This is a genomic window from Serratia bockelmannii, assembly GCF_051803255.1.
GTDB classification, from domain to species: domain Bacteria; phylum Pseudomonadota; class Gammaproteobacteria; order Enterobacterales; family Enterobacteriaceae; genus Serratia; species Serratia bockelmannii.
In genome coordinates, this window is sequence record NZ_CP196512.1 from 3,290,488 (window position 1) to 3,311,601 (window position 21,114).

Consider the following 21,114-nt stretch of genomic DNA (forward strand, 5'->3'; position numbering starts at 1 on the left):
ATGCCTATCAGCCGCCCCATCATGGGGCGGCTTTGCGAGGTTACGACGAGCTTATCTGCGAACGGCCATGATACCGGCATCGACATCCCAGATTGCGCCAGTCACCCAAGAGGCTTTGTCGGACAACAGGAAGAAGATGGTATTGGCCACATCTTCCGGCGTGCCGACACGCCCCAGCGGATGGAAAGCGTTCAGCGATTGCATTGCGCCGGCAATGTCTTCTTTCGCCATGAAGCCTTCATAAATCGGGGTATGCACGATCCCTGGCGAGACCGCGTTCACGCGGATACCCGCACTGGCCAGCTCAATGGCCAGGTTGCGTGTCAAGGCGTGGAGACCGGCTTTGGCCATGGAGTACGCGGAAGCCGGTGAGTCGCCGAGTGCGGCTTGCGCGCCAATGGAGCCCACGTTCACAATCGCCCCTTCACGGCCGTCGGCCAGCATGTTCTTCACCACGTCCTGCGTGATGAAGAAGGTTGCCCGGTTCAACATCAGGTACATGTCGTAATCGGCTTCCAAATGCTCGGTAAAGCCTTTCGGCATGAAGATCCCGGCCGCATTGACCATCAGGCTAATATCGCGATGATTAGCATTAATCTCCTGACGAATGGCGTTCATGCCCTCTTCGGTCATCAGGTTTGCCGCAATCACGGACACGGAACCCAGTGGGCTCAGCTCTTTCTGAACCGCTTCTGCCTTGTCTTTTTTATTGCCCGTCAGTACCACGCTGCCACCGGCTTTCAGCACCATACGCGCCGTTTCCAGACCCATGCCGCTGGTGCCACCCACGACAAGCATTTTTTTGCCTTTAAAGTAATCGCTCATTTTGAACTCCGTTATTTGCAGGGTAGATTTGCCGGCAGTCATGCAGCCGGCTCGTTCAGGTTTCAGATGCTGCAACCGTCAGCGCCGCAGGTCTGGCCGTCGGTTTTTGCCAATTCGGCCGCTTTTTCTTCCCAGACTTGCTTCAACGCGTTCAGGAAGTTGTCCGCAGATTGCGCGCCGCTGATGGCATATTTTTCATTGAGCAGGAACAGCGGGACACCGCTGACCCCGATCGACCGGGCATGGGCTTCATCTTCAGCCACCGATGCACGGAAGGCCTCATTGGCAAGGGCACTTTCAGCGTCGGCTCTGGACATGCCCACTTCTGTAGCTAACGCAATGAGCTCCTGCGGATCGAAAATGGAACGCCCCTCAGTCACACTGGCCCGATAAAACCGTTCTGCCATGGCGTCGCCCATATTGGCGTGACGTGCAGCCGCGAGCAGCGTATGGGCATCTTCGGTATCGCCAAAGAGCATGGTGTCAAAGTTATACTGGAGCCCTTCTGCCTTCCCGGCCGTGCCCACCTGATTCATCATCAGTTCCGCCCCATGTTCCCCGCCAAACTTCTTGTAAAGGGCTTTGCGGAACGGCACGGCAGGCCGGTCGCCGGAAATACGGAAACTGTGGTGGCGGACCACGACCTGTTCCTTGTGTTCAAAGGCGGCAAGGCCCTGTTCGAAACGCTTTTTGGCAATCCAACACCAGGGGCAGACCAGATCTGACCAGATATCTATCGTAATAATCGGCTTAAGGGTTTGCATATTGGCTCCTGAATACCCCATTAATGTCGTCTGGCGGTGCCTCTTTATGTGAGCACCGCAAATACCACCAGCTACGTGGCGTTAGTTGGCTTCCCAGGCGGGATAATCGGTGTAGCCTTTTTCCGGCGACCCCGTCACGCCGTAATACGTCGAGCGATCGCTTTCAGCCAGCGGCCAGCCGTTCTGCATTCTTTCGACCAGATCAGGGTTGGCGATGTACGGCACGCCAAACGCAACAAGATCCAGTTCGTCTGCCTCAAGTGCGGTTTCGGCAATCTCGCGGGTGAAGCCGCCGGCGGCAATAACGGTGCCCCCCAGAGTTTTACGGAACGCGGCTTTGAAACCGGCAGGTACCGGTGCCTGGGTATAAACAGGTTGATAATAGAGGTGCACATAAGCCAGCTCACGTTGGCCGAGGGCCGCAGCGATACTGGCCCAAATCTCTTCTTCACCTTCATAAGGCGCCAGGTCGTAAATCCGCCCGAACGGTGAAATGCGCAAGCCCACCTTATTGCTACCAATAGCCGCAGAGATGGCATCAACCGTTTCCAGCAGGAACCGCTGACGGTTTTCCACAGAGCCACCGTATTCATCAGTGCGAGGGTTCAGTTCACTGCTGAGGAACTGGTCGAAAATGAAGCCGTTCGCCGCCATGATTTCCACGCCGTCAAACCCGGCCTCCATTGCCAGACGCGCTGAATGGACAAAGTCAGCGGTAACGCGTCGAACTTCTGCGGTTTCCAGTGCACGCGGCTGGCTTGGAACGACAGGTCCCGGTTCGCCAGACTCGGTCAGTGCAAAGACGGTGGTGTTAACCGCTTGTACGGTACCGGCGGAAACTGGCGCGATGTTGCCCGGCTGAATTGAGGTATGAGACATCCGGCCCACATGCCACAACTGAGCAAAAATACGGCCGCCCTTCGCATGTACCGCATCGGTCACTTTGCGCCAGCCCTGAACGTGTGCAGCGTTGTAGATCCCCGGGGTATACAGATAGCCGCGCCCTTCTTCAGAAACAGGCATGCCTTCGGTGATAAGCAGCCCCGCAGAGGCGCGCTGGGCGTAGTAAAGTGCAACGACGTCATCCGGCACGTCGTTCATTGTGCGGGTGCGGGTCATCGGGGCCATGACCACGCGGTTTTTTAACTGCATGCCTGACAGATTGTAGGGGGTGAACAACTTACTCATCGTATACCTCGCAAGGCGAAAGTGAGAAAAGCCCCGCTGGGGCCGGAGTTAATACTTAGCGGGCCGGGGAGCTGACGATCGCTTCCTGATGCCGGTTAAGCGTATGGCTGCACTATATCTACCTACTAGTTGATTGGTCAATAGGTAAAAGAACAAATCATGCTGTCCTTTTGTCACCGGAGACAGGCACAGGGAATGCTGTGTAAGGTGAGCTCCCGTCGGTGAGATGGTCGTCATCCTGTGAAATCAGGGAATTACAAATATCATTATTGGGCGTTATGGAGCTAAGACTGGCCGGTTCAGGGCGGCGAGGAGTCTTTCTCTCCCCTTATCATTGGGATATTAATCACCCCGATGGAGAAGAGTAAATGTCCAAACTTCACCTTACTGTTATCAGTACATTATGCCTGGCGTTGTCGAGCCAGGTCGCTTTTTCAGCCAGTTTTACGCTGACAAGTCATGAGCTTGAAAAAAACCGTTTCCCCGCAGCTCAGACCCTGAGTTCACCTTATGGATTTGGGTGCAGCGGTGGAAACCTTGCCCCCTCTTTTAACTGGAGTGGCGCGCCGGCAGGAACTCAAAGCTTCGCTCTCAAAATTTATGATAGGGATGCGCCGACAGGCCTCGGTTGGATCCACTGGCAGGTGGTGAATATTCCCTCATCTCTTCACTCGTTACCGGCTGGGATAACGGCGGATAACAAAAATCTCCCGCAAGGGGCTCTTCAGACCCGGACTGATTTCGGTATCCCGGGTTATGGCGGCCCTTGCCCGCCGAAGGGTGAAACGCACCGTTATGAGATCACGCTGACGGCACTTCGTGTCGACAAACTTCCGGGAATAACGGCGGACTCGACGCCCGCCCTGGTCGGCTTTATGGCAAAAGCGAACTCACTGGGCGAAGCGCATCTTCAGATTACGCAGGGCCGCTAACCGCAGCCAGGTTGCCGATAGCCTGGCCGGAAACCCGGACCAGGCTGGGGCTGAATCCGAAGCGAGTTCGAAATCTGGCGGCGAACTTAGACGGATTTTCATAGCCGACTTCCAGGGATATGCGGGTGACTGAAAGATCGGTCACCTGCAAAAGTGTCAGGGCGCGGCACATGCGAATGTCAGTCACCAGATGGGTGAATGACGTATTTTCGGCATGCAGATGGCGTCTCAGGGTGGTGGCCGACATACCCAATTCAGCCGCCACCTGCGCAGTATTCCAGTCTTGTGATATGTCTGCTGCAACGAGTTTGCGGATTTTTATCGCCAGTCCGGTATGTTGTTTCAGCGCGAAGAAAATTCGGTATTCATCCAGCCAACTCAGCATCTCTTCCATACGCCTGGCCACGATACTTTCAGGTATGTTTTCAGTATCTGTAATGGCCTCCGCAGTGTGATAAAAGGCCTGGCGAAAACTGTTGCCTGGCTCTGCCATTTTATTTGCTTCGTTCATGCTCATACGTGGGGCATGCATGAAGCAGTAGTTTTGGACGAAATCGGCACAAAAACTCAGCCATGATGCTTCGTACGTACCCGTTAAAGGTGATGGTGTATTGATGATATCAAAAGAGTGCCCCTCCCCGATGACCACCGCGTCCCCCGCTTCCAGCGTTATCTCCTCTTGCGCCCAGCGGATTATTTTCCTGCCATGGCGGACCAGGATGATTGTGGGTTCATCTATAGTGATATGGCGCATCATCAGGGGCTGCGTATGCAGCACATGCGCTGTACTCCCCACATTAATACGACTGGATAATGTTCTTTCCATCATCGCCTTACGAAAAGGAATAGGCCTGCCCTGTAGGCCGACACTTTATGGATGGGCTTGCTTTTTTATAAAGTAATCCCGATTTTACAATACGTCAGTTTTCTCATTCAGATGGAGTGAAATATCATAATCCTCAGCACGCCGTCCACATAAGATGACGCTTATCCATTGATAAAACATGGCATTATCTTCGCTTAAGCACCTTTCTATCGATGATAGCTTTTTATGTTAATTAAACAAACCAACTAGTAGGTAGAATTACTATCAAGTTACATCCTGCAGGAGTGAATGATGCGTGAATTAACCCTTTACAATGAAGATAATTTTAGAGAAATCGAGAGGCATGAAGGGGTTGCGGTGGTGCGCTTCTCTGCCCCCTGGTGCCCACCTTGTCAGATGAGCGAAGACATTTTTAACCATTTTGCCGAGCAGATAGAAAGCGACGTCAAAGTCGGCAAAGTGAATGTGGATCTGGCACCGGTACTGACCACCAAATATGAAATTTGGGGACTGCCTTCCGTACTCATGTTCAAGGATGGGCAGTTGGTCCAGCGTATACCGGGTGTTAAATCGGCAGGGTTTTATCAGCAAGCATTGTCAGAGCTGAAAAAAGGGCAGTGATGCCATTTTATCTATGTTTAAAAAAGTCTCTTAGCGGTCTGATGCATCATCGGCAAGCGGTTACCCCTCGTTCAGAGTGATAACCGCTTTGTTATAAAATAACCGACCAGTCTGCTTAGCGTTATTTATTGCGTTGGAAGGCCGGCATCAACGCTTTGTTATGTTCGATCACTTCATCCAATGCATTTTCAAGCAGTTGACCGCTTTTGACTAGGGGATTAATAACCAAGGCACGCCATGCCGTATACCGATTACCACTGATGGCTGCCTCAATGGTCAATTGCTCAAAGCTTTTCATCAGTTGAATCAGACGAAGTACATCTTCCGGGAAAGGTTCGACATTCAGTGGTATAGGTCCTGAACGGGTGATCATTGAACTGACCTCAACCGCACAGTCATCCGGCAGGCCCGCAATCGCACCATCGTTTCGCGTATTGACATGCATGATGATGCGTTTGTCGTTATATATTGCGCTCATCAATTCACATGCCGCATCCGAATAGTACTGCCCTCCCCGACCTTCCAGCGCTTTCGGTTTCTCGGCGAGTTCCGGGTTTCGATAAATTTCGAATAGTTCTCTTTCGAGCTCCTTTACGATCTCACCACGAGTCCCTTCCCCTTGTGCTTCGCCAAGCTCCTGACGGTACATGTCGTCGCTCATGTAGTAATAACGCAGGTAGGGGCAAGGTATCATTCCCATATTCGCCAACAACCGATCCGGCCATTTGAAAGGAGGAATATTTTTAGGCACCAAAGGATCATTCCCCTCTGAAATCAGCTCAATAACCTGAGGCAGCTTATCCTTACCTTCATGAAAAATATGGCGCGCAAAAATGAAGTGATTAAGTCCCGCGACCTGCATGATAAATTCATTGATGTCACTGACACCTAAAGCACTGGCAATACCTTTTTGCATGATAACAGGCACATTGCACAGCCCTACGGTTTTGACTTTGCTGTATTTCAGTATCGCTTCAGTGACCATTCCCGACGGGTTGGTAAAGTTCAGCAACCAGGCATCCGGGCACAGTTGTTCCATTTCTTTCGCTATAGCCAATGCAATCGGGATAGTGCGGCATGCATTGGCAAACCCACCCAGCCCATTGGTTTCCTGACCGATCATGTCGTATTTCAGCGATATCCTTTCGTCGCTGATCCGTGCTTCCAGGCAGCCGGCCCTGAACTGAGAACAAACAAAATCGGCACCGAGCAGTGCTTCTGTGCGGTCAAGGGTTTCATAAACCGGTATATCCAGCCCATTTTTTTCCAGCATCCGTCGGGTGAGGCCAGCAATGATCGCCATTTTTTCACGGCCATCCTCAATATCAACCAGCCATAACTCGCGGATCGGAAATTCATTTTGACGCTTGATAATGCCTTCCATCAGTTCAGGTGTGTAGCTTGAACCCGCTCCAATAACCACTAACTTAAGACCCTTCATTAGATATTCCCCTCATCGTTGTTGTCAGGACGTCTGTTGGGCCAATTAAAGAGGACAAGGGGCTTAGTGGACAAACGATCAATTCCGGGGTATGCATTACTGTAAATAATGCATAAGAAAAATTAAGAAGGAAAATGATGAATGCTCGCTCAACAGAACATACTGGCACTATTGCATACGTTTGAAACGGCAGCACTGCATATGAGCTTTACTAAGGCGGCGACTACCCTCAATCTGACGCAAGGGGCCGTTAGCCAACGCATTCGTTCTCTTGAATCCATGCTCGGATTCAGACTATTTATCAGAATGACCAGAAAGCTTCAGTTGACCGATGAAGGGGAGCGTTTACTTGGCGTACTCGCGTTTTCACTTAAACGCATCAGTGATGAAATAGAAGATATTCGCGTGCAGGGGCTGAGAGGAACCTTGTCTGTCGGCCTTCCACCTACCTTCGCTTTTCTCTGGCTGATGCCGCGCTTACCGGTATTTACCGAACGGTGGCCGGGGCTGAATATCAATTTCAGAGTGAGAGCCGGTCTGGTAGATTTTAATCTTGAACGGGTAGATGTCGCTATCTACTACAGTAATCTGAAATACCCCGATCTCTACTGCGAACGGTTATCTGAAGAGACGCTGGTTCCCGTCTGTATTCCATCTCTTGCAAAAAAAATCAGGCAAGCAAACCATTGGTTAGCTGAAGTCCCATTCATTCATACGTCTGAATCCGTTGACTCCCAGAATGTTTTTTCCGAATGGCGAGAATGGTGCAGGGAGTCTGGCAAAAACCTGCCTGTTGAAGATAATTTTTTGAGCTTCAACAATTGTCAGATGTCGATTGAAGCGGCACTCAATGGCGGCGGTATCATCATGGGCAGAAAACGACTCATTCGACATTACCTCGATGAGGGCCGACTGATTGCCCCTTTTGAAATAGAAATACCCGCCGGGCGAGGATATGACCTCATTATGCCACGAGAAAACCTTAACCGACCAGGCGTTCAGGCTTTGGCCGAATGGGTAAGAAATGTGTTTAACGAGGAATAAAGTCTGTTTTCGTTCTGATAAGTGGCAATGTAAGTCATATCAGACCTAATGCCAGAGAGCATGATGACAATGTCTGTCAGAAGTGAAAAAAGGGCAGTCATGCCCTTTTATATTTTCAACGCGATAACTATTGCGCTTTCAGTTGCTTAATCGCATCCAGCGTACGTGCGGAATAGACAACGGCAGCGCCTGCATTCAGGTTGATTGCCACACCCAGGGCTTCAGCAATTTCTTCTTCTGTGGCGCCAGCTTTAACGGCAGCTTCGGCATGGACGGCGATGCAACCATCACAGCGAGTCGTCACCGCACAAGCCAGTGCAATCAGTTCACGCACTTTCGCGCCCAGGAGGTTGGTCTTATTGCCGGCGTTGCCCAAAGCCATGACGCCTTTTAGTGTTTCCGGGGTCAACTTACCCAGATCACCAACACGTTGCATCACTTCTGAGCGGTATTCATTCCAATCTAACATGGGGTCATCTCCAGAATTATTTTCTTTTAACAATCATTAGGATCTGTTCAAGCGTATCGTTGAAAAGCTCAGGCTTATTAATCGCCCGGGAAACAACGCTTGCGCCCTCGCATAAATTCAAAATAAGCAGAGCCATTTTTGATGGCAGCAGGTCAGCAGTCAGCTCCCCTGCATCAACGCCACGGCTGACAATCTTGGTCAACCAGGCAATCTGCATATCGAAATATTCGGTCGCCTGTACTCTGATATTCGGTGGCAGATTGGCCATTTCCGAAGACAAAGCACAGCATAGCGGCATACGCGACGTGCGATAGCTTTCGATGAAAAGCTCTACATAGGCGGTAAGCATCTGCGCAACCGTATTCTCCGTCGCTTCAATCTGTTCAAATCGGTTTTTGGTATCGGTATGGGCCTGAATCACCACTTGTTCGCCCAAAACGTCTTTTGTTGGGAAGTGGTGATGAATACTGGCCTTGGTGATACCAATGCTCTTTGACAAATCAGCATAGCTGAATGCAGAGTAACCCCGTTCGCGCATCAGATGGTCCGCTTCATTCAGAAGCCTTTCTCGTGTCATGACTGACATATAATCCTCACAATTATAATCTACTAGTTGGTAGATATTATCTGCGCCTGTTGTTCCCTGCAAGGGGACATCAGTTCACAACAGCGATTTAACCTTCTCTGATAACGCGTTTTGGTCGGGGTTAATAGCCATCAGGCAGTAGGGAAATGACAGTGTTCAGGCATTTCCCTCTCTGAGGTTTACCTACACCAACCGGGTATCAATACTGACCGGGTTCGCCAACGTATCGTGGATCGGCGAGCTTTCTGGCAGTGCACGAACCATTTCTTCAAGCTGTTCACGGCTGGCGGTCGGACTGGAGAGCTTAACGCCAACACGGATCGCTTTCGCCCCGTTGCGAACTTTTTCGTCAAGACCCAGGAAACCGTTCAGATTAATGTCGAAGTTCAGGTCAAGTTCAATACCATCAAGCTCAATGCCCTTTTCTGCCGCCATCACAGTCAGAGTCGCGGTATAACAGCCGGCAAGTGCCTGCAAAATGTACTCAGCTGGGCCCATACCGCTATCAGTACCCGATAAATCAGCAGGTTCATCGCCAACATTAGCAAATTTTCCGGAGCGACTGGTATCAACCTGGCCGTTCTGGATAGTCGCATGAGTTTCCACACGGACGGATACCCCACCGTTGGATTTACTCTTCATGTTAAAGGTGAGATTGCCCAGCTCTGGCTGCTGGCGAATAGCTTCTCGTGTACCGCGAATAACATTAGCGTCAGCAAAAGGTTTTTTTGAATTAGTCATGACAACTCCTGAAGTGTCGAGTGATCTCAAAGATAAGGTTGGTGCCAAACGCAATCAACCTACTAGATGGTAGATTACTTTAAGATTGAGGTGTTGTCTACCACTATGGGGGCAACTTCTTAAGATAGAGCTACAAACAGGGACGTAAACGCTGCGATATCTACATTATGCGATGTATCGTGCTGACGTCCGAGTTCGGCATCTTGCTAAGCATCTTAATCGCTTGTGAGCTATGACCTCCTGACGGCATAGAATCTATGCATCTTTAACAGTACCCAAGTATAGAAGCATAGTTTTCAGTAATTATTGAGTATGAAGGACTGATCAAAAGAAACAATATAGGCAATCATCATAAAAGTTATTTCTCTCGTACTAAATAACCGTTATAGACTGAAATCACAGAACGATTGACCGAAGTGAAATCAACATTCAGCAATTCAATTAGCGGGGGAGCGACCATATGGAAATCCACAACCGGACTCCAAATGTATATGACTTGCTTGAAATAAACAAAATCCTACTTTCAACTTCAAATAATGGTGAGTCATTTGAGAAAGACTTACATCTCAATGGATTCATAGAAAAACCATGGGGATATGAGTATAGAGTTTATTGTGATTCTATTTTTGATGTATGGCGCCTTCATATATCAAAGAATCAATCCACGTCAATGCATTGTCATATACTCAAAGACACCGTCCTTATATGCCTACATGGTGATGGCGAGACCAGATTTCTTGATGGTACACATCAGGCGTTAAAATCTGGGGACAGCATATATATTGCAAAAGGTGTATTCCATCAGACTATTTCGGGAAAATCAGGCATCGAATTAATCGAAGTTGAAAATCCAAGAAACAAATTCGACTTACTCAGACTTAAAGATAATTATGGCCGGCAAAATATGGCATATGAAAAGAAATCACAGGAACATGATCTTTTACCTCCTTTGCAACAGATAGCTGCAGGCACATTGATCAGAGAACATGACCTACACAAATTAGCATACTTTTCCGTCAAAAATCTTGATAGAAAAATGTTGAATGACGAGGATGATTTTATTTTTATTTCATTAGATGTAAAAAGCCATCTAATGGGAAAGATTCATATCCTACGAGCTAAAGATGCCATCTCAGAAATGTACTGTGGTCAGAATGTATTTTTAATTAACGTCCCGTAACGCAATAAGAAGGAAAATAACATGTCTAATCCGACACGAGTAGTGATAATCACTGGTCCAGGTTTTCAGGATCACGATGTAGTTTATACTTACTATCGTTCTAAAGAGGAAGGATACGATATATCTATTGCAACAAAGGATGGAAGTGCAGTGACAGGGAAATATGGCATCACTGTTCCTATGGATAAAAGATCCAAAGACAATATTAATTTTGATCAACTCAACGCCACTGATTTTGATGCTGTTATTCTCACTGGCGGTCATGAAGCGCCTGATAGAGTTCGCCAAGATCAGAGAGTTAAAGATTTTCTAAAGCAGATGGTAATACAGGGGAAAGTTGTGGCTGGGCTCTGCCATGGTCCCTGGATTATGATTTCTGCCGGTATTCTAAGAGACAAACTCACCTGCGCTTATGTTGGTCTGAAAGACGATATGGTTAATTCCGGCGCCAATGTAATTGAAGCAGATGTAGTTGTCGACGGGAATATCATAACTTGCTCCTATTATGCTGAATGTGGAAAATTTATGCGTCAGACATTCGATGCAATAGATAGATGGAAGCGCGGCGAAACTCTTAAAGAACCGCTGGTGGTATAATTCGATGTTAATAGCAATGGATTTCGACGGGGTCGTGGTTGATGGAGTAGACGAATGCATGCTAATTACATGGAATGTATTACATGACAGACCTCTCAGTGATTTTAACCAAGATGTACTTCAAAACATCCCACGCCTGATGGCTAAACGATTCAGGAAATTAAGGAATTTTGTACGCCATGACGGTCACTTTATTGCCTCATTCACTGAATTTGGTAATGAAGCTATAGATAATGACAGATTCACTGCTATATATGAATCAATTCCAACTGAAGATAAGAAAATATTCAGGGATAAGTTCATCCATTATAGGAAGCTGGCAAGAAGTCTCTACCCTGATTTTTGGGCTGAACTACACCGTCCGCTATTGGATGTTTCAAATTTATTTGAAACAGCTAATGATATCTATATTGTATCAGGAAAGGATGAAGAGTCTATATTATACATTCTAAGTAAATATGGTTTAAACATACCCGCGAATAAAATATATGGGAGGATGACTGACAAAAACAAGACTCTTACCTTGCTAAAATCAATAGCCTTAGATAAAAACGAGGATATTCTATTTATTGATGACAATATCCAAAATGTTATTGATGCATTAGATCATGGCATTCAATCATTTTGGGCTAATTGGGGATACAACATCCCTGAGCATAAATTAATGGCACTTCAAAAAGGAATTAATGAATTAGATACCGAGGATCTCTTGAAATTAGTCAAGAAACCCTCTTAACGCAATATTATTTCAATTTTTTCTGTATGAGGAGTAATAACTCATGGCGAAAGAAATACTATGTGGTTTTGGAGTGGGTGTAGATGCCGTTGCAGGCTGGCTATCTTCTTATGGGGGAGAAGATTCTCCAAGCGATATATCTCGCGGTATGTTCGCTGGCGAAGTAGGTACTCCACGTCTTCTGAATCTATTTGACCAGTTTAATATCCCCACCACCTGGTTTATGCCTGGTCATTCCATCGAAACCTTTCCTCGGCAAATGGAAGCAGTTGTCAATGCTGGACATGAGGTAGGGGTTCATAATTACAGTCATGAAAACCCAATATCTATGTCGCCTGACCAAGAAAGAGAAGTCCTTCTAAAAGGCATTGACATGGTCACAAAATTAACAGGGAAGAGACCTACTGGGTATGTCGCTCCATGGTGGGAATTTTCTCCTGTAACCACAGATCTTCTATTAGAAAATGGCATCAAATATGACCATTCACTAATGCATCATGATCATCAGCCTTATTATGTCAGGAAAGGTGATTCCTGGACCAAGATAGATTATTCCAAGACACCGACCGAATGGATGAAACCGCTGGTACGCGGAGAAGAGACGGACCTTATTGAATTACCCGCCAGTTGGACAATCGACGATATTCCTCCTTTCATGTTCATGAAAACAAAACCCAACAGCCAAGGTTTCATGAATCCCAGGGACATCGAACAGTTGTGGAGAGATCAATTCGATTGGGTCTACCGTGAGCATGAATATGCGATCTTTACTTTTACGATTCACCCGGACGTATCTGGACGCCCGCACGTGTTAATGATGCTCGAACGCCTCTTAACTCATATGCTTGGTCATCCAGGGGTGAAATTCCTAAAATTGAATGACATTGCAGATGACTTTGCCAAGCGATCTCCACGGATAAAATAATGACACGGCAGCCGATAAGGCTGCCTGTTTTATGTATCTCAAACCATAAATCCGCTATTTTTTGATAGTTCGAGAATTCTGTCTCTTATTCCTGAAACGAGTGGGTTACGTAATGAGCTATCAATCCATACCAAATAGATTGAATTTATAGGGAGTCTCTCATGGACATTCACTTCAACGATCTGACCTCCTGCTATGCTTTGGGCGCATAAATACTCAGGCATCACAGTCCAACCAATATTTTCTCGGATCATTCTTTCTAAAATCCGCAAATCCGGTACAGTAATAGACGGACGAAGCAGTGCAAAAAATCGCGAAGAATCCTGGAAAACTTCCCTTATCAAGGGTAACTGTTCATCGTAAGCTATTAGAGGAAGCTTCGACAGCGTATCAATCACGTCCTCATTTTCTTTGAAGTTGTCTGCTATGAGTGACGCTACCACAACTATTAACTTTTCCATTCCAATTTCAGCATATCCAAATTTTTGTTTATCCGGCATAGAAGTTGTGAAACCTAGTTGACAACTTCCGTCCAGAAGACAGCTGTATATGCGCTTCCTATTTCCTGTCAAAACTTTAAATTTAATACCTTCATTGAATAATATTTTCACCAAGTACGGTAATTTTGACCACATTAATTCTGCTGGCCCGATGAAAGATACTGTCCCCGAGGACTTTCTTGTACGTGATCTAAGCATCGACAACTTCAGTTCAATCGTTTCTAAATCTGAAGCCACCAATCTCGCCAATTCCTCCCCATCCACTGTAGCCACCACACCATGTGAACGACGAGTAAAGAGAACACACCCGGTAAAAGCCTCAAGTGAATGAATGTGGGCAGACATTGCAGGCTGGCTTATGCCCAACCGCATTGCCGCTTTTGAAATCGAACCAGCTTTGTATACTTCAACAAAACTTCGTAACTGAACCAGATAGCTCATACTGCGCATCCTTAAGAGCCTGAAGCTCTCCGATTACGACATAAAATCGAAAGCCTGCACAGTATTATGTTATAAACATGTTCCGTTAATGCTTCTATACATATTAACTTATTTTAACAATTAAAGGATTTTATAGGGCAAGGATAGAACATATCAAGATAACCCATTGATATACCTATATTTTACGTGCGTTATACTGGTTGGCATTAAGGTTTCAAGCATGCCATGAGATTCGGATTGGCGTGTTGTCTTCTATTACATACTCTGGGGAGTGATAGTCGCTAAACCTTTAAATTGACTAAACAATCATTGTATTTTTATCTATTAACGTTGACGACCTCAACTCAAATCGAGTTATCACAAATTCCGTTGGTCAGTGAAGCGGTTAGCTTCTTTTAGACCGGTTCGGACTACCTCTCGGAACATTAATCATCATCCCATGGTGCCCGTTTCCATTTTTCAGTCATGAAATCAATAAATACACTTAGCCTACGGGGTATTGGTTCTCGCCGCGCCCGGACAACACTGATCTGAGATGTGTTTGCTTCCCAATCAGGCAGAACTCGGCAAAGTTTCCCAGCTCTCAATTCATCATGAATATCCCAAGTTTCTCGAAGAGATATGCCAAGCCCCGCCAAACTCCAGGCATGCAATACGTCTCCGTTGTCACTGATAAGGTTGCCAGTAACGCTGATGCTTCTTTCATGACCGGCTTTACGTAACGTCCATGAATTGTGTAAAAAACCCGGGTAAGCGAATACTAAGCAGTTGTGATTTAAAAGATCTTCTGGTCGCTCAATGGGTGGATGATTCTTCAGATATTCGGACGATGCGATGAGAATACGTCTATTATTTGCTATTTTTCTGGCCAGAAGGCGAGAATCAGCCAGATCCCCCATACGAATAGCCAGATCGAAATCACCACTGTAAAGATCCTGGATTTGGTCAGATAACCTTAAATCAAAGCCCACCCTCGGATGTACTTGGCAGAATGCAGCGATCGCAGGAGCAACATATTTTCGGCCAAACGGTGCGGGCGCAGTCAAACGAATATTTCCGCTTAACTCCTCACTATCCCCTCGGGAAAGTTCCTTCATCTCATCCAGAACGGCCAACGCTACGCGAGCCCTCTCAGCTATAGCTCTGCCCTCGTCTGTAATACGTAGATTACGGGTGTTTCTTTCAAAAAGTGTAGTGCCAAGTGCAGTTTCCAGCCTGGCTATCTGCTTGCTCACCATCTTGGGGAGTATCTGTAGGTCTCGTGCTGCGGCAGAGAAATTGTTTCTGTCGACGACGTGTAAAAACACTTCAAGGTCGTCATTTCTCAAGTTTATTTTGTTCATTTTGGGGTAAGTGTTTGTCCGTTTAGGTCTATTTAAAGGATAAATAGATTGTTCCACAATAAGACTCAATATGACAAGTCTGTTATGTCGCATGCAGTCAGAAGAATTTTGCTTTAAGTCCCCCCATATAGAGGAAGTTAAAATGCCCAAACGTATCCTGTTTGTATTGACCAGCCATGACCGTAAAGGTCAAGCCGAGAGTAAAGATGCCGCACCCAGTGGTTTCTATCTTTCTGAGGTGTCTCACCCCTACGATGTACTCACAAAAGAAGGATATGAAATTGATTTCGTGAGTCCCAAGGGAGGCAAGACACATGTTGACGGTTTAGACCTCAGCGATCCGGTTAACGCCTCCTTTTGGAATAATGATTCCTTACGCGAGGCAACTAAAACCACATTAAAACCCTCGCAGATTGATCCTGACGTCTATGACGCCGTCTACTATGCAGGAGGGCATGCGACGATGTGGGATCTCCCTGACAATATAGAGTTGGCGGGTGTTTCATCACGAATTTATGAAAAGGGTGGCGTTGTCGCTGCGGTTTGTCATGGCCCCGCCGGATTGGTGAATATTCGGCTTTCCGATAATGAATATCTGGTTGCGGGCAAAAAGGTGTCAGCTTTTACCAACGATGAAGAACGTGCTGTAGGGTTGTACGACATTGTTCCATTCTTACTTGAAGACACGCTGAAGCAAAGAGGTGCTGAGCATCTTGCAGCCGCAAATTTTCAGCCACAGGTGATTGTCAGCGAGAGATTAGTGACCGGACAGAATCCCGCTTCCGCAAAAGGAGTCGCTGAGGCAATGCTGCCTTTGTTGGCTTCTATTGAAAATAGAAGAGCCTGAGTTATGAAAGAACGCATGCCTTTTGTTATATATGTCTTTGCACTCTGCGCTTTTGCTTTGGGATTCACTGAATTTGTCACGATCGGCTTAGTTTCCAGGATATCAGCTGATCTAAACGTCAGTGTCAGTCATGTAGGTACAGCGGTGACAGCCTACGCCCTCGGTGCCGTAATTGGTGCTCCGGGATTAACTGCGTTGGCAACACGATGGCCTCGTAAAAGATTATTACTTGTTGCTATGGGCCTGTTTACAGTTGGCAATGGTATCGTCGGTGCGTCTGAGTCCCTAACGCCTATGTTGATTGCACGATTTGCTTCCGGTTTAGGGCACGGAGTGTTTCTTGCTGTTGCTTCAAGTGTGGCAACCCAACTGGCTGGGCGACATCGTGCTGGCGCCGCTGTTTCGGTCGTTTTTGGCGGTCTTACAATTGCGTTGGCATTAGGCGTACCACTTGGTACCTACATCGGTAGTCTGTTGAGTTGGCAGTCTATATTCATGGCAGTAACGGCAAGTGGAGCGATCGGTTTCATTGGATTGGCAATGCTGATGCCCACGGATCAAAATGATCCCTCCTTGCAAGCAAATGCCATGGACGGTTTAAAAGCCATGTTCAACCCACTACTGCTTGCGGGAGCAGGAATTACAGTTTTGGCCTATGCAGGATCTTTTGCCCTGTATACGTATATTTCCCCGATTCTACTTCAGGTAACGCATGTAGACGAGCGTACGAGTAGTTTGCTTATGTTGGTCTACGGCGTGATGGCCGCTATCGGGAATGTCTGGGGTGGTCGCCTGACTGACAAGCAAGGTGCAGATCGTGCCGTGATGACAATTCTTATTGGTCTGGCGATCGTCCTCTTTGCTATGTGGTTCTCTGTCTCATCCTTAATGTTAATGGCACTGTTTATTGGGTTGCTTGGAGCATTGACATACGCAGCGGTCCCCTCAATGCAAGCAAGAGTGATAGGGCTATCTCACATACATGCACCTGAAGCTCCAGCTGTGGCAGCAGGACTGAATATTGCCGGTTTTAACGGAGGAATTGCATTAGGGTCGCTATTGGGGGGGGTAGCACTGAATGTTACTGGTCTTACAAGCCCTACTTGGGTTGGAGGCGGAGTAGTAATCGTTGGTATTTTATGGATGTTATTACAAATAAATTCTAATAAAAGACGCACCACCTCCGATTACTCCTGATAGTACACATAGCATTTAAAATGGCTCAGTGAACACCAAATCACTGAGCCATTTTATTTTACCTCTTTGAAAAATGTCACAACAAAACATAGGTTATTTTTTATTTTATAAAATCAGCCCATATCATTCTGATCTATTTCATATCAATCAGAATTTTAAACATCTTTCAAAAACACAGCGAAATTCATCAGCAATATCATTGTGTGAAAGGAGATGTATTATGTCAGACAATCCAACTTGCCTAAACATTAGAGATGGAATTCCAGACTGGATAACTATAAGGGAGGCGGTAAGACTTCTCAATGCATTGAATGGGTGTAAAATAAGAAAAAGTGATTTTTATCGATTTGCTCTGCAAGGGAAAATTCGGTTTTCAATATATTTTCAATCCCCAGTAATATTGAGGAAAATTAAATCACGAAATCATAAATTAAAGCTAAGACCAATAAAAAATTCGTCAACGATGAAATCATTCATGCCTACCGAAAGTTCCTTTGTCAACGAGAACAATTTAACTTTCAGTACTGAAGGAAGATATATCCACCCTGTACAAAGAGTCATTGACACAACATTACTCGGCTATGAATATGTCCTTATACAGCGTTTACTTGCACATTCATTAAAGATACCATCACCTGTAACAGGAGCAAAGTCGAATAATTATGGTATTACCGTCTGTTTATTGGGGGAATCGTTTCAACTTTTCGAAAAGATGACATGGCATGAAAGAATCGAACGACACGTAAAAAGGCTACCTAAAGATATTTCATCAGATGATTACGAAGATATAATACTAAACGCTACAAAGAAAGATTCGCATAAATATTATTTTCCTATGCATGAATTACCGAGTGATGCCTGCTTTGTCCTCAGAAAAAGTGAACTTGATAAGTTGATCAACAAACCGATCGAAAAAGAAATACTTCAACCGTCTCCAACTCGGATATCCACCCCTCTATCACGCCTCTTCTGGCTTGCCTGCAAAAATAATGAAACTATCAGTCCGTTAATCATGCAACCGTATAAATTATTGTCCATTTTTGAACAATGGGCATCTGAGGAAGGCATTACTGATCGATTCAGTGGCGACACGCTGAAGACAGCGCTTGAGCGCGGCTCGCCCTCTTCCATATCGGCACAAAAGTAAGATGATGTCCCTTTGCAGTGTAAGTCCGTATTAAGGATTGTATTTTCCGTAATACGGACTCATCAGCTTTCGCCACACCACGACTTTGTGTTGTCGTGTGTTCTCCCGGCTAGCGCTATATCTGCCACAGGAGAATACCGTGACATCTCATCAGTTATTACGTCTGAAACAGGTTGAGGAAAAAACGGGCCTGAAGCGCTCTCAAATCTATCTGTATATGAAAGACGGCACCTTCCCCCGCTCAATCAAGATTGGCCCGGCCAGTGTCGCCTGGCTCGAATCGGAAATTGACGAATGGATCAATATTAAATTAGTCCGCCGCTCAATAGGCTGAAGGGAGAAAATACCATGATTATCCCATCACTTAATTACGCCGTATTAACCGATGCCCTGCATGCATTGAAGGAGGGCAACATTCGTTACTGTGAATCGCTAGGATTCACTTTCGACGAAATGAATGCCCTCAACCAATTATCACTAGACGAGCTGTTTATCATCAGTCGGGAGTCTGCGCAGTTTTTGGCTGTGACGGTTCATCACGACGCATTACACCTGCTTCTGGCGAAATCCCGTGAGGAGGTTCTGCAGCAGCAACGTATCAACCACGCTATCCGGCTGGGTGGGTCAATTGCGCTACTCAACAAGTATTTTGGCCTCACCTCCAACGAAGTTTGCCTTCGCCGCCGCTTACTGGGCGTCCGTGTGCCTTATGGCCGGACGCCAGAGCCGGACGAAGAGACGGATGCGGCCATCTGGCGGCAATGGCAACAATGCCGGGTGGCCAACCTGGAATCGACCGATGCGTTGGCCGCCATGATGCAGGTAACGCAAACCCTGCTGCCGAAAGTCGAAGGGTTGTCACTGACCATCGTCTGGAAGCGTATCGCACTTTGCGAACAGGAGGCGTCAGACCGGAGGGCCGCCCATGCCAGATGAGATTGACCGCGATCAGGAATTTAATGAGCAACGACTGGAGGATATGATTGAACAGAGTCGTTTTAAGCCAGGGTCTACGCCATCATTATTCCATTGTCGTGTATGCGGTAAGCCCATTCCTGAAAAGCGACGGCAGGCACTTCCGGGCATAACCACCTGCACGGAATGTCAGGAAAAACTTGAACGCCGAAGACGTTAATAATGGTCACAGAGACATGCAGGAATATTTCCCCTGCATGTCTCTATCATTAACTATAAATCCACAGTCGTCTTTATTATATATTTCACTTCCTTTTATTTACCCCAAAGCTTATCCGCTTCTACCGCTAATTTATCTCTCTCATTTTAAATTTGAATTTATCGTTTATATACCGCCCCGGATATCTGATCCTGAAAGCGTCATTACATAATAGTTACCCGTATTGACGTAAATTTGCCTGAATCAGGCGTTGCTCTTTAAAAATAAGGTTCGGGCTGTCACGAAACCACAATTCAGGGTGCCGCTGAATGTTCTCGCTGACCCGTTAAAACCGGAATGCAGAATTGGGATGTGACATTTCTTTAACTCATCCTTGTTTTTAGTAGAGGAGGCCACATGCGAAAACCCATTTATCAGGTATTTGTCACCCATGAAAGTCAGCCCGACCCGCAGGGTGAAAAAAACACCTGGTGGACGAAAGTCGGCGTGGCTTTTGCCCATCACGGTAAACCCGGCCTGAACGTGGTACTGACACCCGGCATTGCCGTTTCCGGCAAGTTAGTGCTCCTTGAGCCCAGGGATGACGGCGACGCGACACAGGATACTCAGCCCATTTAACCGACCTTCCCTCTTTTCCCGGCCCTGTGCCGTCTGATGGCGGTACGCGTTGCCCGGTTTACCATTCCGAGGCCACCATGCTTTCCACCACCGTATTTCTGGCGGCGGCCATGCAGTGCGCCGCCAGCGTTCACCCGTCGACGGCACTTGATGTGGCGCGGGTCGAATCCGGTTTGAATCCGTATGCCATCGCTGAAATTCTGCCCGGTGGCAAAGGCGTGACTTCACATTTCCCCACAAGCAAGGATGAGGCCGTCAGTCTAACCGGACGGCTGGCGGCACAGGGCCGACGTTATTCGGTCGGGCTGATGCAAATCACCAGCACCAATTTCCGTCATTACCGCGTGAGTGCCCGTGACCTTCTTAACCCCTGTACCAACCTGTCCGTTTTTGAGCGCATCCTCACCGACTGCTACCGCCGCGGCGGTTCCCTCAAGCGTGCGCTCAGTTGCTACTACTCAGGAAATTTCACGACCGGCCAACAGCCGGAATCCGCGTTTAACCACACCAGCTACATCCAGCGCATCGGCTACGCCGTGCCGTCGACGCAGGAAGACCGGCAGCGACCTCCCGCCGAAAAGCTCATGCCGGAAATCCATTACCCCACCGCCGTCATGCGTGGCGAGCTTACCGATAACGCCACGCCAGTACTGGCATCCCTGCGCTACCCCAATGCCGTGATACGCGGCGCGTTACCCATTCCCGGCCCCTAGGAGGAACAATGATGAAAAGAAAAGAGTATGACTGGCCCGTCCTCTCTTCCTTGTTAATGGCAAGCCCGGTGCTGGCAGCAGACAGCGGATTTAATAAAGCCAATGAGACGCTGAGTAACACTTCCACAGGCCTGCTCGGACTGGCCGCCGTCACCATCACGCTTGCCACCATGTGGGTAGGATACAAAGTCTTGTTTGACGGCAAGAGCCTCCATGACGTGCGCAACGTCATCATTGGCGCCATCCTTATCGTCGGTGCGTCAGGTTTCGGTGCCTACTGGGCGTCATAAGGAGGTAA

Annotated in this window: 26 protein-coding genes; 16 read left to right on the plus strand and 10 right to left on the minus strand. The window is 47.2% G+C overall.

Annotated elements, in window-relative coordinates:
- Positions 1–51: 51 nt before the first annotated feature.
- From ACSJLU_RS15670 to ACSJLU_RS15680, 3 genes are all read right to left on the minus strand, one after another.
- Positions 52–825 (minus strand): SDR family NAD(P)-dependent oxidoreductase, encoded by a 774-nt coding sequence (locus tag ACSJLU_RS15670; RefSeq protein ID WP_032693564.1) that lies wholly within the window; start codon positions 823–825, stop codon positions 52–54.
- Positions 826–887: 62 nt separating this feature from the next.
- Entirely contained in the window at positions 888–1,589 is a 702-nt protein-coding gene (locus ACSJLU_RS15675) for a DsbA family oxidoreductase (RefSeq protein ID WP_032693563.1), read from the minus strand.
- An 81-nt stretch (positions 1,590–1,670) separates the two neighbouring features.
- On the minus strand, positions 1,671–2,777 hold the full coding sequence (locus ACSJLU_RS15680; protein WP_439041003.1) for an alkene reductase: 1,107 nt from the start codon (positions 2,775–2,777) through the stop codon (positions 1,671–1,673).
- 368 nt (positions 2,778–3,145) lie between these two features.
- On the opposite strand from ACSJLU_RS15680, the gene ACSJLU_RS15685 reads away from it, so the two are divergent.
- A complete protein-coding gene (locus ACSJLU_RS15685; protein ID WP_032693561.1) occupies positions 3,146–3,709 on the plus strand; it encodes a YbhB/YbcL family Raf kinase inhibitor-like protein in 564 nt (187 codons plus the stop codon).
- Here ACSJLU_RS15685 and ACSJLU_RS15690 read toward each other — a convergent pair.
- The gene (locus tag ACSJLU_RS15690) at positions 3,693–4,535 is read right to left on the minus strand and encodes a helix-turn-helix transcriptional regulator (RefSeq protein ID WP_077258706.1); all 843 of its coding nucleotides are present in this window, start codon (positions 4,533–4,535) and stop codon (positions 3,693–3,695) included. The genes ACSJLU_RS15685 and ACSJLU_RS15690 overlap by 17 nt on opposite strands.
- Positions 4,536–4,826: 291 nt before the next feature.
- Between ACSJLU_RS15690 and ACSJLU_RS15695 the strand changes: the two genes are divergently transcribed.
- Positions 4,827–5,156 (plus strand): thioredoxin family protein, encoded by a 330-nt coding sequence (locus ACSJLU_RS15695; RefSeq protein WP_015697014.1) that lies wholly within the window; start codon positions 4,827–4,829, stop codon positions 5,154–5,156.
- A 121-nt stretch (positions 5,157–5,277) separates the two neighbouring features.
- Here ACSJLU_RS15695 and ACSJLU_RS15700 read toward each other — a convergent pair whose 3' ends face one another.
- On the minus strand, positions 5,278–6,597 hold the full coding sequence (locus ACSJLU_RS15700; protein ID WP_032693560.1) for a 6-phospho-beta-glucosidase: 1,320 nt from the start codon (positions 6,595–6,597) through the stop codon (positions 5,278–5,280).
- Positions 6,598–6,738: 141 nt separating this feature from the next.
- Here ACSJLU_RS15700 and ACSJLU_RS15705 point away from each other — a divergent pair, with 141 nt between their 5' ends.
- A complete protein-coding gene (locus ACSJLU_RS15705; protein WP_032693559.1) occupies positions 6,739–7,641 on the plus strand; it encodes a LysR substrate-binding domain-containing protein in 903 nt (300 codons plus the stop codon).
- A gap of 127 nt (positions 7,642–7,768) precedes the next feature.
- On the opposite strand, the gene ACSJLU_RS15710 is transcribed toward ACSJLU_RS15705, so the two are convergent.
- The 3 genes from ACSJLU_RS15710 to ACSJLU_RS15720 all read right to left on the minus strand — a co-directional run bounded on the left by ACSJLU_RS15710 (position 7,769) and on the right by ACSJLU_RS15720 (position 9,437).
- The gene (locus ACSJLU_RS15710; RefSeq protein WP_032693558.1) at positions 7,769–8,110 is read right to left on the minus strand and encodes a carboxymuconolactone decarboxylase family protein; all 342 of its coding nucleotides are present in this window, start codon (positions 8,108–8,110) and stop codon (positions 7,769–7,771) included.
- A 16-nt stretch (positions 8,111–8,126) separates the two neighbouring features.
- Positions 8,127–8,696 (minus strand): TetR/AcrR family transcriptional regulator, encoded by a 570-nt coding sequence (locus ACSJLU_RS15715; protein ID WP_024359925.1) that lies wholly within the window; start codon positions 8,694–8,696, stop codon positions 8,127–8,129.
- Positions 8,697–8,879: 183 nt separating this feature from the next.
- A complete protein-coding gene (locus ACSJLU_RS15720; protein ID WP_032693557.1) occupies positions 8,880–9,437 on the minus strand; it encodes an OsmC family protein in 558 nt (185 codons plus the stop codon).
- A gap of 460 nt (positions 9,438–9,897) precedes the next feature.
- Here ACSJLU_RS15720 and ACSJLU_RS15725 point away from each other — a divergent pair, with 460 nt between their 5' ends.
- From ACSJLU_RS15725 to ACSJLU_RS15740, 4 genes are read left to right on the plus strand one after another with little or no spacing between them, the layout of a single operon-like run.
- On the plus strand, positions 9,898–10,617 hold the full coding sequence (locus tag ACSJLU_RS15725) for a cupin domain-containing protein (RefSeq protein ID WP_024359926.1): 720 nt from the start codon (positions 9,898–9,900) through the stop codon (positions 10,615–10,617).
- A 21-nt stretch (positions 10,618–10,638) separates the two neighbouring features.
- Entirely contained in the window at positions 10,639–11,214 is a 576-nt protein-coding gene (locus ACSJLU_RS15730; RefSeq protein ID WP_024359927.1) for a DJ-1/PfpI family protein, read from the plus strand.
- Between the two features lie 4 nt (positions 11,215–11,218).
- Positions 11,219–11,950 carry an HAD family hydrolase gene (locus tag ACSJLU_RS15735; RefSeq protein WP_439041004.1) on the plus strand — a complete coding sequence of 244 codons (732 nt, stop codon included), beginning with the start codon at positions 11,219–11,221 and terminating at the stop codon, positions 11,948–11,950.
- A 43-nt stretch (positions 11,951–11,993) separates the two neighbouring features.
- Positions 11,994–12,875: a polysaccharide deacetylase family protein gene (locus tag ACSJLU_RS15740; protein ID WP_015689823.1), complete on the plus strand. Its 882-nt coding sequence runs from the start codon at positions 11,994–11,996 to the stop codon at positions 12,873–12,875.
- A 38-nt stretch (positions 12,876–12,913) separates the two neighbouring features.
- Here the strand turns inward: ACSJLU_RS15740 and ACSJLU_RS15745 are convergent, their stop codons facing one another.
- Together ACSJLU_RS15745 and ACSJLU_RS15750 are read right to left on the minus strand one after the other, a co-directional pair.
- Positions 12,914–13,816 (minus strand): LysR family transcriptional regulator, encoded by a 903-nt coding sequence (locus tag ACSJLU_RS15745; protein WP_015689822.1) that lies wholly within the window; start codon positions 13,814–13,816, stop codon positions 12,914–12,916.
- 425 nt (positions 13,817–14,241) lie between these two features.
- On the minus strand, positions 14,242–15,159 hold the full coding sequence (locus tag ACSJLU_RS15750) for a LysR family transcriptional regulator (RefSeq protein WP_032693554.1): 918 nt from the start codon (positions 15,157–15,159) through the stop codon (positions 14,242–14,244).
- A gap of 142 nt (positions 15,160–15,301) precedes the next feature.
- Between ACSJLU_RS15750 and ACSJLU_RS15755 the strand changes: the two genes are divergently transcribed.
- The 9 genes from ACSJLU_RS15755 to ACSJLU_RS15795 all read left to right on the plus strand — a co-directional run bounded on the left by ACSJLU_RS15755 (position 15,302) and on the right by ACSJLU_RS15795 (position 21,106).
- Entirely contained in the window at positions 15,302–16,006 is a 705-nt protein-coding gene (locus ACSJLU_RS15755; protein ID WP_024359930.1) for a type 1 glutamine amidotransferase domain-containing protein, read from the plus strand.
- 3 nt (positions 16,007–16,009) lie between these two features.
- Positions 16,010–17,203 carry an MFS transporter gene (locus ACSJLU_RS15760; RefSeq protein WP_049112356.1) on the plus strand — a complete coding sequence of 398 codons (1,194 nt, stop codon included), beginning with the start codon at positions 16,010–16,012 and terminating at the stop codon, positions 17,201–17,203.
- Between the two features lie 220 nt (positions 17,204–17,423).
- Positions 17,424–18,350 carry a hypothetical protein gene (locus ACSJLU_RS15765; RefSeq protein ID WP_203260263.1) on the plus strand — a complete coding sequence of 309 codons (927 nt, stop codon included), beginning with the start codon at positions 17,424–17,426 and terminating at the stop codon, positions 18,348–18,350.
- 139 nt (positions 18,351–18,489) lie between these two features.
- Positions 18,490–18,684: an AlpA family transcriptional regulator gene (locus tag ACSJLU_RS15770; protein WP_009635172.1), complete on the plus strand. Its 195-nt coding sequence runs from the start codon at positions 18,490–18,492 to the stop codon at positions 18,682–18,684.
- Between the two features lie 14 nt (positions 18,685–18,698).
- Entirely contained in the window at positions 18,699–19,286 is a 588-nt protein-coding gene (locus ACSJLU_RS15775) for a DUF2857 domain-containing protein (protein ID WP_049264849.1), read from the plus strand.
- A complete protein-coding gene (locus tag ACSJLU_RS15780; protein ID WP_009635174.1) occupies positions 19,276–19,485 on the plus strand; it encodes a TraR/DksA family transcriptional regulator in 210 nt (69 codons plus the stop codon). Before ACSJLU_RS15775 ends, ACSJLU_RS15780 begins: the two co-directional genes overlap by 11 nt.
- Positions 19,486–19,881: 396 nt before the next feature.
- On the plus strand, positions 19,882–20,103 hold the full coding sequence (locus tag ACSJLU_RS15785) for a hypothetical protein (RefSeq protein WP_049112361.1): 222 nt from the start codon (positions 19,882–19,884) through the stop codon (positions 20,101–20,103).
- A gap of 77 nt (positions 20,104–20,180) precedes the next feature.
- Positions 20,181–20,816 (plus strand): lytic transglycosylase domain-containing protein, encoded by a 636-nt coding sequence (locus ACSJLU_RS15790; protein ID WP_410735709.1) that lies wholly within the window; start codon positions 20,181–20,183, stop codon positions 20,814–20,816.
- A gap of 11 nt (positions 20,817–20,827) precedes the next feature.
- A complete protein-coding gene (locus ACSJLU_RS15795) occupies positions 20,828–21,106 on the plus strand; it encodes a TrbC/VirB2 family protein (RefSeq protein ID WP_049112398.1) in 279 nt (92 codons plus the stop codon).
- The last annotated feature ends 8 nt before the right edge of the window (positions 21,107–21,114 follow it).

Coding starts and splice junctions, on each gene's coding strand:
- ACSJLU_RS15670 (WP_032693564.1), bottom strand. CDS start 825: ATGAGCGATTACTTTAAAGGCAAAAAAATGCTTGTCGTGGGTGGCACC.
- ACSJLU_RS15675 (WP_032693563.1), bottom strand. CDS start 1,589: ATGCAAACCCTTAAGCCGATTATTACGATAGATATCTGGTCAGATCTG.
- ACSJLU_RS15680 (WP_439041003.1), bottom strand. CDS start 2,777: ATGAGTAAGTTGTTCACCCCCTACAATCTGTCAGGCATGCAGTTAAAA.
- ACSJLU_RS15685 (WP_032693561.1), top strand. CDS start 3,146: ATGTCCAAACTTCACCTTACTGTTATCAGTACATTATGCCTGGCGTTG.
- ACSJLU_RS15690 (WP_077258706.1), bottom strand. CDS start 4,535: ATGGAAAGAACATTATCCAGTCGTATTAATGTGGGGAGTACAGCGCAT.
- ACSJLU_RS15695 (WP_015697014.1), top strand. CDS start 4,827: ATGCGTGAATTAACCCTTTACAATGAAGATAATTTTAGAGAAATCGAG.
- ACSJLU_RS15700 (WP_032693560.1), bottom strand. CDS start 6,597: ATGAAGGGTCTTAAGTTAGTGGTTATTGGAGCGGGTTCAAGCTACACA.
- ACSJLU_RS15705 (WP_032693559.1), top strand. CDS start 6,739: ATGCTCGCTCAACAGAACATACTGGCACTATTGCATACGTTTGAAACG.
- ACSJLU_RS15710 (WP_032693558.1), bottom strand. CDS start 8,110: ATGTTAGATTGGAATGAATACCGCTCAGAAGTGATGCAACGTGTTGGT.
- ACSJLU_RS15715 (WP_024359925.1), bottom strand. CDS start 8,696: ATGTCAGTCATGACACGAGAAAGGCTTCTGAATGAAGCGGACCATCTG.
- ACSJLU_RS15720 (WP_032693557.1), bottom strand. CDS start 9,437: ATGACTAATTCAAAAAAACCTTTTGCTGACGCTAATGTTATTCGCGGT.
- ACSJLU_RS15725 (WP_024359926.1), top strand. CDS start 9,898: ATGGAAATCCACAACCGGACTCCAAATGTATATGACTTGCTTGAAATA.
- ACSJLU_RS15730 (WP_024359927.1), top strand. CDS start 10,639: ATGTCTAATCCGACACGAGTAGTGATAATCACTGGTCCAGGTTTTCAG.
- ACSJLU_RS15735 (WP_439041004.1), top strand. CDS start 11,219: ATGTTAATAGCAATGGATTTCGACGGGGTCGTGGTTGATGGAGTAGAC.
- ACSJLU_RS15740 (WP_015689823.1), top strand. CDS start 11,994: ATGGCGAAAGAAATACTATGTGGTTTTGGAGTGGGTGTAGATGCCGTT.
- ACSJLU_RS15745 (WP_015689822.1), bottom strand. CDS start 13,816: ATGAGCTATCTGGTTCAGTTACGAAGTTTTGTTGAAGTATACAAAGCT.
- ACSJLU_RS15750 (WP_032693554.1), bottom strand. CDS start 15,159: ATGAACAAAATAAACTTGAGAAATGACGACCTTGAAGTGTTTTTACAC.
- ACSJLU_RS15755 (WP_024359930.1), top strand. CDS start 15,302: ATGCCCAAACGTATCCTGTTTGTATTGACCAGCCATGACCGTAAAGGT.
- ACSJLU_RS15760 (WP_049112356.1), top strand. CDS start 16,010: ATGAAAGAACGCATGCCTTTTGTTATATATGTCTTTGCACTCTGCGCT.
- ACSJLU_RS15765 (WP_203260263.1), top strand. CDS start 17,424: ATGTCAGACAATCCAACTTGCCTAAACATTAGAGATGGAATTCCAGAC.
- ACSJLU_RS15775 (WP_049264849.1), top strand. CDS start 18,699: ATGATTATCCCATCACTTAATTACGCCGTATTAACCGATGCCCTGCAT.
- ACSJLU_RS15780 (WP_009635174.1), top strand. CDS start 19,276: ATGCCAGATGAGATTGACCGCGATCAGGAATTTAATGAGCAACGACTG.
- ACSJLU_RS15785 (WP_049112361.1), top strand. CDS start 19,882: ATGCGAAAACCCATTTATCAGGTATTTGTCACCCATGAAAGTCAGCCC.
- ACSJLU_RS15790 (WP_410735709.1), top strand. CDS start 20,181: ATGCTTTCCACCACCGTATTTCTGGCGGCGGCCATGCAGTGCGCCGCC.
- ACSJLU_RS15795 (WP_049112398.1), top strand. CDS start 20,828: ATGAAAAGAAAAGAGTATGACTGGCCCGTCCTCTCTTCCTTGTTAATG.